Source organism: Photobacterium sp. GSS17 (genome assembly GCF_028621875.1).
Lineage (GTDB): Bacteria > Pseudomonadota > Gammaproteobacteria > Enterobacterales > Vibrionaceae > Photobacterium > Photobacterium ganghwense.
On record NZ_CP117517.1, the window covers coordinates 2,969,829 to 2,982,910 of the forward strand.

8 protein-coding genes, 2 tRNA genes and 3 rRNA genes are annotated in these 13,082 nt (G+C 52.2%); 3 read left to right on the top strand and 10 right to left on the bottom strand.

All coding sequences use genetic code 11. The features are described from left to right. Positions 1-122: 122 nt before the first annotated feature. The gene (locus tag PGW97_RS13360) at positions 123-1,100 is read right to left on the bottom strand and encodes a TDT family transporter (protein WP_273857489.1); all 978 of its coding nucleotides are present in this window, start codon (positions 1,098-1,100) and stop codon (positions 123-125) included. Positions 1,101-1,256: 156 nt separating this feature from the next. Here PGW97_RS13360 and PGW97_RS13365 point away from each other — a divergent pair, with 156 nt between their 5' ends. Next, positions 1,257-2,165, top strand: a complete 909-nt coding sequence (locus tag PGW97_RS13365) for a LysR substrate-binding domain-containing protein (RefSeq protein ID WP_047883214.1) — start codon at positions 1,257-1,259, stop codon at positions 2,163-2,165. On the opposite strand, the gene PGW97_RS13370 is transcribed toward PGW97_RS13365, so the two are convergent. Continuing rightward, the gene (locus PGW97_RS13370; RefSeq protein WP_273857490.1) at positions 2,145-2,831 is read right to left on the bottom strand and encodes a DNA-3-methyladenine glycosylase I; all 687 of its coding nucleotides are present in this window, start codon (positions 2,829-2,831) and stop codon (positions 2,145-2,147) included. The genes PGW97_RS13365 and PGW97_RS13370 overlap by 21 nt on opposite strands. An 82-nt stretch (positions 2,832-2,913) precedes the next feature. On the opposite strand from PGW97_RS13370, the gene PGW97_RS13375 reads away from it, so the two are divergent. Further along, entirely contained in the window at positions 2,914-3,228 is a 315-nt protein-coding gene (locus tag PGW97_RS13375; RefSeq protein ID WP_047883215.1) for a YebG family protein, read from the top strand. A gap of 285 nt (positions 3,229-3,513) precedes the next feature. Next, the gene (gene dapD, locus PGW97_RS13380) at positions 3,514-4,545 is read left to right on the top strand and encodes a 2,3,4,5-tetrahydropyridine-2,6-dicarboxylate N-succinyltransferase (RefSeq protein ID WP_273857491.1); all 1,032 of its coding nucleotides are present in this window, start codon (positions 3,514-3,516) and stop codon (positions 4,543-4,545) included. Between the two features lie 113 nt (positions 4,546-4,658). On the opposite strand, the gene PGW97_RS13385 is transcribed toward dapD, so the two are convergent. From PGW97_RS13385 to PGW97_RS13420, 8 genes are all read right to left on the bottom strand, one after another. Further along, positions 4,659-5,006, bottom strand: a complete 348-nt coding sequence (locus PGW97_RS13385) for a DUF2799 domain-containing protein (RefSeq protein WP_047883217.1) — start codon at positions 5,004-5,006, stop codon at positions 4,659-4,661. Positions 5,007-5,045: 39 nt separating this feature from the next. Beyond that, positions 5,046-6,245 (bottom strand): multidrug effflux MFS transporter, encoded by a 1,200-nt coding sequence (locus PGW97_RS13390; protein WP_047883218.1) that lies wholly within the window; start codon positions 6,243-6,245, stop codon positions 5,046-5,048. Between the two features lie 108 nt (positions 6,246-6,353). Continuing rightward, positions 6,354-6,653: a hypothetical protein gene (locus PGW97_RS13395; RefSeq protein ID WP_217393605.1), complete on the bottom strand. Its 300-nt coding sequence runs from the start codon at positions 6,651-6,653 to the stop codon at positions 6,354-6,356. 727 nt (positions 6,654-7,380) lie between these two features. Next, positions 7,381-7,457, bottom strand: a tRNA-Asp gene (locus PGW97_RS13400). 43 nt (positions 7,458-7,500) lie between these two features. Continuing rightward, positions 7,501-7,616 (bottom strand): 5S ribosomal RNA (rrf, locus tag PGW97_RS13405). A 116-nt stretch (positions 7,617-7,732) separates the two neighbouring features. Beyond that, positions 7,733-10,624 (bottom strand): 23S ribosomal RNA (locus tag PGW97_RS13410). A 255-nt stretch (positions 10,625-10,879) separates the two neighbouring features. Next, positions 10,880-10,955 (bottom strand) — tRNA-Glu (locus PGW97_RS13415). 65 nt (positions 10,956-11,020) lie between these two features. After that, positions 11,021-12,572, bottom strand: a 16S ribosomal RNA gene (locus PGW97_RS13420). The 16S, 23S and 5S rRNA genes sit together here with 2 tRNA genes alongside, the layout of an rRNA operon. Positions 12,573-13,082: the final 510 nt, after the last annotated feature.

Sequence of the window (13,082 nt, forward strand, 5' to 3'; positions counted from 1 at the left end):
GCAGGCTGAGGACATGCTCTGATTGTCTACCATCCACTGCATCGCTGCAAATTCAAATAAAGCAAAAGCCGCCCGGTATCACCGAACGGCTTTTTATTAATCTTTTTATTATTTTACGGCTGTTACGCTTCGCTCATCCGCGGTCTGAACCAGCGAGTAACCGGGCGGTAATAGGCCAGATAACGGATGGCCACATAACTGACCACCAGCGTCGCCACGGCCAGCTCCAGATACGCCAGCCCGCTGACCCAGGCAATATCCTGTCCGGCAAAGCCTCGCGCTGCCATCCAGCCGACCACCTTGAACAAGGCCGTCGCGCCAATCACCATCGGGAACGTGAACGCAGCATAGCCCGGACTGAACGGCAGCCGTAGCAGGCGGAAAAATGCCACATAAATGATCCCGGTCATCAGAACGGCAATCCCGCCCAACAGGCTCACCACCAGCGGCGAAACCGTTTCGGCCACTGTCAGATACCCTGCCAGCGACAGACTGGCTGGTGCGGCCAGAATCGCGATGGTCGGTTTAGCGGCATCCGGGATCTCATGGCAGAAGATCAGGCGATAAATCATCAGCGGCAACATCACGGCGTACACCATCAGACCAAACACCAGCAAGCCTTCGGCCAATGGACGCAGAGCCCCGCCCGGAAAGGCCACATCAGCGACGATGATCCCAATAGGCGGCACAAACCAACTGGGTACCATGTGGTGCAGCTCAAAATCCACCACCCGGTGATAAACAAACAAAACCAGAAACACCAGATGCAGCATAACCGCCAGCAACCACAGAGCCTGACCTGCCTGCGGGGCATACATCCCCAGCGCTTTTGACACCACCATGGTAGCCATCGAAAAAGTTGGTACCACGCTGCCCGCGACCGGATGACGCAGATCCTGCCACAGCGAGCCCGGATGGCAGATGAATTTCACCAGCAGGATCACCAGCAGCAGGCTGGCAATCCCGGCCCCGGTCAACTGTCCCAGCCCGTTAAGATCAGCGGCGTTTTCCCAGCACCAGCCCAGCGACGCAATACCCAGCGCCAGTCCCGCCATTTGCGTTGGCGCGCCCAACACAGTTTTCTTTGTAGCCTGAATCATGATGTTATCTCCACGTACAGCAACGCAGTTAAAAATCCGTCACTGCCTGTATTCCGATGTGTTCATCAACAACAGACGTAGTGTATCGCTGGAAAAAGGTTTAGGATATTTGAAAGGATTGAATCTTATTTTAAGAATGACTTAACAGGACGCTTTATGAACATTGCGCTGCGCCAGCTTAAAGTGTTTGTGACAGTAGCCCAGGAACTCACTATCACCGCCGCGGCGGAGAAACTGTTTTTATCCAAACCCGCAGTCAGCATGGCGCTGTCAGAGCTGGAAAAACAGCTGGGGCATAAACTCTTTGACCGTAACAATAACCGATTGCTGATCAACGATCAGGGACGACGTTTGCTACCGCTGGCGGACGAACTGCTGGCCCGCAGTCAGGATATAGAGCAGTTGTTTTGTCAGGAAGGGCCGGTTACCGGAAAGCTAAAAATCGGCTCAAGCGATACCGTCGGCAATCAGGTGACGCCGTTTTTACTGCGAGATTTCCGCGCCGAATCTGGCCACACAGACCAGTCGCTTTTTATTTCCAACACAGCGCAGATCTGCCAGATGCTGACAGAATTTGAACTCGATGTCGGGTTAGTCGAAGGCAAGGTGCACCTCAAAGAGCTCCATGCTATTCCCTGGCTGGGCGATGAAATGGTCGTGGCCTGCCACCCTGCCCACCCGTTGGCACAGAGCCCGTCGCTGACATTGGCTGACCTGGAGCACAGCCACTGGATCCTGCGCGAGCCGGGCTCCGGCACCCGGGAATATTTTCTCAGCCGCCTGTCGCCGCGATTAGAGCATTGGCACCAGGCCTTTGAGCTGAACAATACCGAAGCCATCATTAACTGTGCCGCAGCCGGACTGGGCATTACCTGCCTATCTCGCCGGGCCGTGTCTCACGCCGTAAAAGATCAGCGCCTGGTGATTCTCGACCTGCCACTGGATATGCAGCGCCAGTACTGGCTGCTCTACCACCGGGAAAAATACCAAAGCCCGCTGCTGAAACTGTTTCTGGCGTTTTGTCAGCGCTGGCCAGACAAAGTATCAGACCCGGTTATCACCTGAGCTAAACGCAATCACTTGGCTGATCTGGCACAGCGGTCGGCCTGATTCTTGCTGCCAGGCGGTAAAAGCCTCCTGAGCCGCGGTCAGCGATTTACGGGTATCGCGGCCACCATCAATGACCCCTGTCTGGCGCAGGTATGCCTCAACATCCTGACTGATGATAAAAGTGTCTTTCCCCATGATCCGCAGCGTGTACGGGCCGGTATTGCCGCCGAGCCGCTGACCATGCTTTTTGAGGTATTGCCACAGGCTCACAATGTCACTGGCTGGCCAGTCCGCCACCATGGCCGCAAAAGAGCCATGCTCCGTCGCCGCGTCGTGGATCATATGGGCATTGGCCGGAATGGTCATAACCTTCCCCAAATGGCGAATAATGGCCGGGTCTGTGGCTTTTCGCTCCCACATATCCGTCGGCATCAGCAGCATTTTCTCGATATCGAAGCCAAAGAAAACCTCTTCAAAGTTCGGCCATTTGCTGCGTACCACTTTCCAGCTCATGCCTGACTGGAACACCTTTTGCGAAAAAGCAGATAACCAGCGGTCATCGCTGATTTGCTTAAGTTGTTCATTTGTCAGGGGAGTTGTCAGCAAACTCTCCAGCGCCGCATCCCCGCCTTTTCGCTCTGCCGCCCTGGCATAGATCTGGGCAAATTTTTCTCTCGCCATCACATTCACACGCTTATCACTGGACAATGCCTACCATGCTACTGTATAAACAGCCAGTAAATCAATTTCGGAGAGGGTGACCATGGCTGTTATCGTCAAATATGTGGTTGAGCGCAACGGAGAAGAAAAGATGACTTTCACCTCTAAGTCCGAAGCCGACGCATACGACAAGATGCTGGATATGGCTGACGATATGTTTGCTTTACTGGGTGAAAGCGAGCTGTTCGAAGATGAAGCCAAACAGGAAGAACTATCACTGTTCCTAGCGCAGAAACGCGAAGAAGTGCTGGTTGCACTGGGGGCGAAAAAGAAACCCGCTCCAAAAAAGAAAGCCACTAAACCGGAAATCGTTGCTGATGCCGATTCCGACCAGGAAGATGCTGACGAAGCGGCTTAAGCTAGCTGCATAATTTCTGTTTTCACAGGCGCATTTTCGAATAAACCTCCTTCCTGGAGGTTTTTTTATGCAAGTTCATTCCCCGTTCCACCCGGCAACTGACTCTCCACCCCGGCTACCGGCAAATATTTGGTCATTTTTACCCGAATCTTCGGTTAGGTCTTCAATATCGTGACAAGTGTCATTATGATGGGTTTTATGCATTTTCTTATTGAGCCCCAGTAGCGGGAACCTGACGGTACTGCCGGACCGGGCTCAATCATTTTACATGGAGAACGATCAATCATGGCCAGCTTTGCACTCGCCCTAGGTACTGCGACCAAAAACCGCGATAACAAAATCATCGAAGCTTTCTTCCCAACCCCAATTCTGAATCCGGCTGATGCGCTGGTCAGCGCAATTGCAGCGGTCGTTGAGTACAAAGAAGGTAATCAGGCCATTGAAGTCACAGCGGCCCAATGTACGGATCTTGCGGCTGCATTTGCAGCGGCTGGGGAAGCAGCCAGCGCTCAGTTCGCGACGAAAGCGGCTGAGTCTGCGCAGCCTCTGGTACTGGTGGTACTGGCAAGCGATGAAGCGCCAGCCTCGGTAGCCGAAGGTTTCCTGAAACTTCAACTGATCTCTCATCGTCTGGTTCTGCCACACGGACTGGTACTGGACGGTATTTTTGGTCTACTGCACAACATCGCCTGGACAAACCAGGGGCCAATCGATCTGCCAGAGCTGGCTGACCGCCAAATGGAAGCACGCCTGAACGGTGAAGTGCTGACGGTTGACTGTGTCGACAAGTTCCCGAAAATGGTTGATTACGTGGTTCCAGCGGGCGTGCGTATCGCTGATACGTCTCGCGTACGTCTGGGTGCACACGTGGGTGAAGGCACGACCGTGATGCATGAAGGTTTTATCAACTTCAACGCAGGTACCACCGGCGTGAGCATGGTTGAAGGCCGTATTTCTGCTGGTGTGGTTGTCGGCAATGGCTCTGATATCGGCGGTGGTGCGTCTATTATGGGTACGCTGTCCGGTGGCGGCAAAGTCGTTGTATCTATCGGTGAAAACAGCCTGCTGGGTGCAAATGCCGGTCTGGGCTTCCCGCTGGGTGACCGTTGTACCATCGAATCAGGTCTGTACGTGACCGCAGGTTCAAAAGTGCGCATGCTGGATGCCAGCGGCCAGGAAGTAGAAGTCGTGAAAGCACGTGATCTGGCCGGTAAGCCGGATCTGCTTTTCCGCCGCAATTCTGTTACAGGCCAGATTGAGTGCCTGACCAACAAAACGGCGGTTGAGCTGAACAGCGAGCTGCACAGCAATAACTGATTGTGCTCCCTGTGAAATAGCCAAAAGGCTGCCATTCAGGCAGCCTTTTTTCTTTCCCGCTTGCTGGGGAATTGTTGTCAGCAAGCCGATATCCAAAACAAAAACAGCAGACGCTAGTAACCCCGCTCAACCAGTCCGTAACTGCTGCTGGATTTACCTTCCCGGCAATCGTTGGGGTAACCGGGATTGATCACCGTATCTACCGTGTGTTTTTCGCTACAATATTCGAATCGACCTTTGAGGTAACCGGCCCGGTAAGCTTCATAATCCGTTTCACTGAGCGCACCACGCCGGGTGAGTTCTTTTTCATCCCACTCACGGTAGCCTTGCTCACCATGATAGCTGCCGAGCTTGTCCCATTGCCTGTCGTGCGCCAGGTTTTCTTCATAAGGACTCGTACAGGCCGCACAGGCTGCAATCAGTAATCCACAGATTAAAGAGCGCCAGTTACATTCCCACATGTTCGCTTCTCCGGTAAACCCACTGATTCTAAGTATGGTTTATCCGTTAAGGGTCGCCACTGCCTGACGACCACTTTCCGTCTGCGTCCCAAAAAATGCCAGCCCGAATCCGATCCCGGCTCCCAACAGCATCACGCCACCCAGTTGCCACGGCTGACTGATTCCGATTTTCAGCAAAGTGTTACTGAACAATGAAGCAAACACCATCTGGCAAGCTCCAGACAAAGCAGACACAGTGCCGGCTTTGTCACCATATGGCACAAGCAACAAAGACTGAGCACACGGAAATGCGATCCCGTTGGCCATGGCCAGTACAAAGTTACCACCGATCATCCACGCTGGTTCTACCGGCGAAAAAATATAAATCATTCCTGCCAGCAGGTGCAGCCAAGGGGCGATCAGCAACATACGTCGGGTGCCAATTTTTGGGCGTATCCGCTGGCAGAGCAGCCCGCCACACATCAGGCCGAACGCCGGAATCATCGCCCAGAGCGCATACTTTTCCGATGTCATCCCAATTTGTACCTGCATGATGAAAGGCATCAGGGAGATGGACAAAACCACCAGTGAGAAATTCACCCAACCCACACCGGCAAACGAGAGAAAATGGCTGGATCGCGCAAGCGACGAATAGTCCTTCATCAGTGTTATCACTGACGGCGCACGGCAAGTCACTGATAAACTTTCCGGGAAATTAACGCACAAAACCAGCCAGATCACAGCGATATAGCCCAGCAGCAGTATAAAGACAGCCAGCCAACCGGCATAGTGATTGACCATTCCGCCAATGACCGGTGCAACAATTGGCGTCAGTGCCGCGACAATCGCCAGCCAGGTCATGGCCCGCACCAGGTTATGACTCTGATAACTGTCACGGATTGTCGCCCTGGCCATGACAGCCACACTTCCGGCTCCCATCCCCTGAATCACCCGTCCGGCCAGTAACCAGGAGAAGGATTCAGCATGCAGAATCGCCAGCGACAAGCCAAACAGCGCAATCAATAGACCAGAAAGCAGTACCGGCCGCCGCCCAAACACATCAGACAGTGGTCCGTACACGAGTTGCGAAGTGCCAAATCCTAACAGGTAGCCGGAAACCAGAAGTTGTACCTGTTCAGTCGATAAAGAAAGATCCTGTGCGATCCATGGCAGAGACGGGAAGATAAGACCCAGGCTCAGCTGACCGATACTTACGATCATGCACGCCAGTAAAAGAGGTTTCCATTGAAATGCTGCCATTGTTTCTCCTACGCCTCCGCATCAATGCCTTATTATGCACTGGATGTGAAGAGACAATAAGCAGCATTAGCTTCAGAGATTCTTTCCATTTGGGAAATAAAGTTTGAATTACTTCGAGATGGTGTAAGTAAACGGATTCGCAAATGAAAATTTGCTGCCCTGCGTTTTCACTTTGCCTTGCTTCATCGCAACCAGAACCTCTTTCTGTACCCGGATGAGCGAAAAGAAACGAATCACAATAAACACCATAAAAATCGGCATCATGAACTGTGCTATCGATGCTGACTGTAAGACAAAATCATTAACCAGCCAGAATGCCAGCATCAACAACATCAAATACAGTGAATGAGGTTTCAGCGTGATCGCAATCTCGCGCTCAGTTTCAGTTCGTTCAAAAAAGAATTTCATCAGCATTCTCAACAGTTTTCAGATGCTGCCTACCCTCTCACAGCCAGCAGTCTCACTCAAGCTTCAATCACTGCTTAATCTCAAAGAGTTGTAAATGGGTGTGACGAACACAATGTTTCTAAGCAGGGAAGCATCTCTGATTAAGACGGCTCCAATGACCATAGAGTAGCGGCATGGCTAGCGTATCTACAGAATCCACTTGGCCTGAGGTCAAACAGAAAAGCTTTAAACGAGCAAAAACCGGCTGTTTTCAATTTAGGAGTCAGATAAGTGGCGGAGCTACCGGGCTGTCGATCCACGGGACACATTCGACCGCAGGGCGAACACATTGTATTTAAACGTAAAAAAGCCCAGTCTTTCGACTGGGATTCTTAAAGAGTAGCGGAGCGGACGGGAATCGATGGTCCGGCATTCCGGCCCGCGAAAAAGTGCTACGCACTTTCGGGAGTGTAAAATGTAAAAAAGCCCAGTCTTTCGACTGGGCTTATTAAAGAGTGGCGGAGCGGACGGGAATCGATGGTCCGGCATTCCGGCCCGCGAAAAAGTGCGTAGCACTTTCGGGAGCGTAAAATGTAAAAAAGCCCAGTCTTTCGACTGGGCTTATTGAAGAGTGGCGGAGCGGACGGGAATCGATGGTCCGGCATTCCGGCTCGCGAAAAAGTGCATAGCACTTTCGGGAGCGTAAAATGTAAAAAAGCCCAGTCTTTCGACTGGGCTTATTGAAGAGTGGCGGAGCGGACGGGACTCGAACCCGCGACCCCCGGCGTGACAGGCCGGTATTCTAACCAACTGAACTACCGCTCCACTCAGGATTAACGTTTGTTCAGAACGCTAACCTAAATTGGGTGCCTGGCGATGTCCTACTCTCACATGGGGAGGCCCCACACTACCATCGGCGCTGCTGCGTTTCACGTCTGAGTTCGGCATGGGATCAGGTGGGTCCACAGCGCTATGGTCGCCAGGCAAATTCTTTGATTCACCGCCCGCAGGCCGTAAATCACAATCTTGGAAAAAACTGACTAAAGTTCAAGCACACCATTCAAGTGCTCGTGGAGTCCGTAAAACCCCTTGGGTGTTGTATGGTTAAGCCGCACGGGCAATTAGTACAGGTTAGCTCAACGCCTCACAGCGCTTACACACCCTGCCTATCAACGTTCTAGTCTCGAACAACCCTTCAGAGAGCTTAAAGCTCTGGGGATGACTCATCTTGAGGCTCGCTTCCCGCTTAGATGCTTTCAGCGGTTATCGATTCCGAACTTAGCTACCGGGCAATGCGTCTGGCGACACAACCCGAACACCAGAGGTTCGTCCACTCCGGTCCTCTCGTACTAGGAGCAGCCCCTCTCAATCATCCAACGCCCACGGCAGATAGGGACCGAACTGTCTCACGACGTTCTAAACCCAGCTCGCGTACCACTTTAAATGGCGAACAGCCATACCCTTGGGACCGACTTCAGCCCCAGGATGTGATGAGCCGACATCGAGGTGCCAAACACCGCCGTCGATATGAACTCTTGGGCGGTATCAGCCTGTTATCCCCGGAGTACCTTTTATCCGTTGAGCGATGGCCCTTCCATTCAGAACCACCGGATCACTATGACCTGCTTTCGCACCTGCTCGAACCGTCATTCTCGCAGTCAAGCGGGCTTATGCCATTGCACTAACCTCACGATGTCCGACCGTGATTAGCCCACCTTCGTGCTCCTCCGTTACGCTTTGGGAGGAGACCGCCCCAGTCAAACTACCCACCAGGCACTGTCCGCACCCCCGATAAGGGGGCGACGTTAGAACATCAACACTACAAGGGTGGTATTTCAAGGACGGCTCCACAGATACTGGCGTACCTGCTTCGAAGCCTCCCACCTATCCTACACATGTAGGGTCAATGTTCAGTGCCAAGCTGTAGTAAAGGTTCACGGGGTCTTTCCGTCTAGCCGCGGGTACGCAGCATCTTCACTGCGATTTCAATTTCACTGAGTCTCGGGTGGAGACAGCGTGGCCATCATTACGCCATTCGTGCAGGTCGGAACTTACCCGACAAGGAATTTCGCTACCTTAGGACCGTTATAGTTACGGCCGCCGTTTACCGGGGCTTCGATCAAGAGCTTCTCCCTAAGGATAACCCCATCAATTAACCTTCCGGCACCGGGCAGGCGTCACACCGTATACGTCATCTTTCGATTTTGCACAGTGCTGTGTTTTTAATAAACAGTTGCAGCCACCTGGTATCTGCGACTGCCAGCAGCTCCAAGAGCAAGTCTCTTCACCGCCGGCAGCGTACCTTCTCCCGAAGTTACGGTACCATTTTGCCTAGTTCCTTCACCCGAGTTCTCTCAAGCGCCTTGGTATTCTCTACCCGACCACCTGTGTCGGTTTGGGGTACGATTTCTTGCTATCTGAAGCTTAGAGGCTTTTCCCGGAAGCATGGCATCAATGACTTCAGCACCGTGGTGCCTCGACATCGGGTCTCAGCCTTGAGATGGTCCGGATTTGCCTAAACCATCAGCCTACACCCTTGAACCTGGACAACCGTCGCCAGGCCCACCTAGCCTTCTCCGTCCCCCCATCGCAATAGCAAGAAGTACGGGAATATTAACCCGTTTCCCATCGACTACGCCTTTCGGCCTCGCCTTAGGGGTCGACTCACCCTGCCCCGATTAACGTTGGACAGGAACCCTTGGTCTTCCGGCGAGGAGGTTTTTCACCCCCTTTATCGTTACTCATGTCAGCATTCGCACTTCTGATACCTCCAGCGCCCCTTACAGGACACCTTCAGCGGCTTACAGAACGCTCCCCTACCCAATACGCTAATGCGCATTGCCGCAGCTTCGGTGTATCGCTTAGCCCCGTTAAATCTTCCGCGCAGGCCGACTCGACCAGTGAGCTATTACGCTTTCTTTAAATGATGGCTGCTTCTAAGCCAACATCCTGGCTGTCTGAGCCTTCCCACATCGTTTCCCACTTAGCGATAACTTTGGGACCTTAGCTGGCGGTCTGGGTTGTTTCCCTCTCCACGACGGACGTTAGCACCCGCCGTGTGTCTCCCGGATAGTACTTACTGGTATTCGGAGTTTGCAAAGGGTTGGTAAGTCGGGATGACCCCCTAGCCTTAACAGTGCTCTACCCCCAGTAGTATTCGTCCGAGGCGCTACCTAAATAGCTTTCGGGGAGAACCAGCTATCTCCGAGTTTGATTGGCCTTTCACCCCTAGCCACAAGTCATCCGCTAATTTTTCAACATTAGTCGGTTCGGTCCTCCAGTGCGTGTTACCGCACCTTCAACCTGCCCATGGCTAGATCACTCGGTTTCGGGTCTAATCCCAGCAACTGCACGCCCAGTTAAGACTCGGTTTCCCTACGGCTCCCCTATACGGTTAACCTTGCTACTGAAATTAAGTCGCTGACCCATTATACAAAAGGTACGCAGTCACAGGACAAAGCCTGCTCCTACTGCTTGTACGTACACGGTTTCAGGTTCTATTTCACTCCCCTCACAGGGGTTCTTTTCGCCTTTCCCTCACGGTACTGGTTCACTATCGGTCAGTCAGGAGTATTTAGCCTTGGAGGATGGTCCCCCCATCTTCAGACAAGATAACACGTGTCCCGTCCTACTCGTTTTCACGCCAAATGTGTTGTCGGCTACGGGGCTGTCACCCTGTATCGCTGAGCTTTCCAGCTCATTCGCCTGACACCTAAAGCGCTTAAGGGCTAATCCGGTTTCGCTCGCCGCTACTGCCGGAATCTCGGTTGATTTCTCTTCCTCGGGGTACTTAGATGTTTCAGTTCCCCCGGTTCGCCTCATCAAGCTATGTATTCACTTGATGATAACTGCTTATGCAGCTGGGTTTCCCCATTCGGAAATCGTAGACTCAAGTGGCTCTTACTGCCTCATCTACGCTTATCGCAAGTTAGTACGTCCTTCATCGCCTCTGACTGCCCAGGCATCCACCGTGTACGCTTAGTCACTTAACCATACAACCCCAAGAGGTTTCGTATGGCAAACAACCAAGGTTTCCATCTGAGTTAAGATGGTTAGTTTGTTTTGCCGGACTCTTCTTACACAAGACACTTGAATGTGTATTGCTTGAGAACTCGTTTCTCTTTCGAGAAACAATAATTTCGATTCGTATGAATCGAATTACTAGTCAGCTTTCCAGATTGTTAAAGAGCATGTGTTTGCCTTTCGGCAGCCACTTTCTAATCACACTCACAAGTGCAGTTAGAAAGTGGCGTCCCATAGGGGAGTCGAACCCCTGTTACCGCCGTGAAAGGGCGGTGTCCTAGGCCTCTAGACGAATGGGACACATCTGTCTTTTACATTTCGACCAAGCAATCTGTGTGGACACTACGCAAAGCGCAGTCTTTAGGTAAGGAGGTGATCCAGCCCCAGGTTCCCCTAGGGCTACCTTGTTACGACTTCACCCCAGTCATGAACCACACCGTGGTAAACGCCCTCCCGAAGGTTAAGCTATCTACTTCTGGTGCAGCCCACTCCCATGGTGTGACGGGCGGTGTGTACAAGGCCCGGGAACGTATTCACCGTGGCATTCTGATCCACGATTACTAGCGATTCCGACTTCATGGAGTCGAGTTGCAGACTCCAATCCGGACTACGACATACTTTGTGGGATTCGCTCCACCTCGCGGTCTTGCTGCCCTCTGTATATGCCATTGTAGCACGTGTGTAGCCCTACTCGTAAGGGCCATGATGACTTGACGTCGTCCCCACCTTCCTCCGGTTTATCACCGGCAGTCTCCCTGGAGTTCCCACCCGAAGTGCTGGCAAACAAGGATAAGGGTTGCGCTCGTTGCGGGACTTAACCCAACATTTCACAACACGAGCTGACGACAGCCATGCAGCACCTGTCTCAGAGTTCCCGAAGGCACCAAAGCATCTCTGCTAAGTTCTCTGGATGTCAAGAGTAGGTAAGGTTCTTCGCGTTGCATCGAATTAAACCACATGCTCCACCGCTTGTGCGGGCCCCCGTCAATTCATTTGAGTTTTAATCTTGCGACCGTACTCCCCAGGCGGTCTACTTAACGCGTTAGCTCCGAAAGCCAGTGTTCAAGACACCAACCTCCAAGTAGACATCGTTTACGGCGTGGACTACCAGGGTATCTAATCCTGTTTGCTCCCCACGCTTTCGCATCTGAGCGTCAGTCTTTGTCCAGGGGGCCGCCTTCGCCACCGGTATTCCTTCAGATCTCTACGCATTTCACCGCTACACCTGAAATTCTACCCCCCTCTACAAGACTCTAGCCTGCCAGTTCCAAATGCGATTCCGAGGTTGAGCCCCGGGCTTTCACATCTGGCTTAACAAGCCGCCTGCATGCGCTTTACGCCCAGTAATTCCGATTAACGCTCGCACCCTCCGTATTACCGCGGCTGCTGGCACGGAGTTAGCCGGTGCTTCTTCTGCAGCTAACGTCAAACAATACCGCTATTAACGATACCGCCTTCCTCACTGCTGAAAGTGCTTTACAACCCGAAGGCCTTCTTCACACACGCGGCATGGCTGCATCAGGGTTTCCCCCATTGTGCAATATTCCCCACTGCTGCCTCCCGTAGGAGTCTGGACCGTGTCTCAGTTCCAGTGTGGCTGATCATCCTCTCAGACCAGCTAGGGATCGTCGCCTAGGTGAGCCGTTACCCCACCTACTAGCTAATCCCACCTGGGCCAATCTTAGCGCGAGAGGCCCGAAGGTCCCCCTCTTTGCTCCGTAGAGATTATGCGGTATTAGCCATCGTTTCCAATGGTTATCCCCCACACTAAGGCATGTTCCCAGGCATTACTCACCCGTCCGCCGCTCGCCGCCCAACAAATCCCCCGAAGGGTCAATGTTGTCGCTGCCGCTCGACTTGCATGTGTTAGGCCTGCCGCCAGCGTTCAATCTGAGCCATGATCAAACTCTTCAATTAAAGTTTTGGCTCGATGAATACTGAATTAAATTGACTGTGCCAAAATAACCGAAGTCATTTTGAATTGGTCACTCAGTTCATCGATAAATCTTTTTGACTATCAGTTCACGAGTGCCCACACAGATTGCATGGTCAAATTGTTAAAGAACTTTTCTTTCACGTCGCTGGCTTATTTCGCCGCGCTCCGTGTCAGTGAGGCGGCATTATAGAGACCTGGCTCAGCATCGCAATAGGCAAAATGCATTATTTTCATAAAACCGATCCAACTGAATATTATTTCGCCAAAAACACCCAGTAACGGTCATTTATTCCACCCAACATTCTTATCTTTTGTGTCTCATGAGCAATAGAAGCCGATAAGGCAAATAATCTTTCGCAGAAAAATAAAGGGATTCACCTTATCTCCCATCATTTCTCTCCTGTGATTATCCTGAGAGATCAAAACCGCAGCCGAAAAGCGATAAGGGTGAGGCAAAACGTAGTGTCACAATTGAGAAAAAAAACGCCGCT

Coding starts and splice junctions, on each gene's coding strand:
- PGW97_RS13375 (WP_047883215.1), top strand. CDS start 2,914: ATGGCTGTTATCGTCAAATATGTGGTTGAGCGCAACGGAGAAGAAAAG.
- dapD (WP_273857491.1), top strand. CDS start 3,514: ATGGCCAGCTTTGCACTCGCCCTAGGTACTGCGACCAAAAACCGCGAT.
- PGW97_RS13390 (WP_047883218.1), bottom strand. CDS start 6,245: ATGGCAGCATTTCAATGGAAACCTCTTTTACTGGCGTGCATGATCGTA.
- PGW97_RS13365 (WP_047883214.1), top strand. CDS start 1,257: ATGAACATTGCGCTGCGCCAGCTTAAAGTGTTTGTGACAGTAGCCCAG.
- PGW97_RS13370 (WP_273857490.1), bottom strand. CDS start 2,831: ATGGCGAGAGAAAAATTTGCCCAGATCTATGCCAGGGCGGCAGAGCGA.
- PGW97_RS13385 (WP_047883217.1), bottom strand. CDS start 5,006: ATGTGGGAATGTAACTGGCGCTCTTTAATCTGTGGATTACTGATTGCA.
- PGW97_RS13395 (WP_217393605.1), bottom strand. CDS start 6,653: ATGAAATTCTTTTTTGAACGAACTGAAACTGAGCGCGAGATTGCGATC.
- PGW97_RS13360 (WP_273857489.1), bottom strand. CDS start 1,100: ATGATTCAGGCTACAAAGAAAACTGTGTTGGGCGCGCCAACGCAAATG.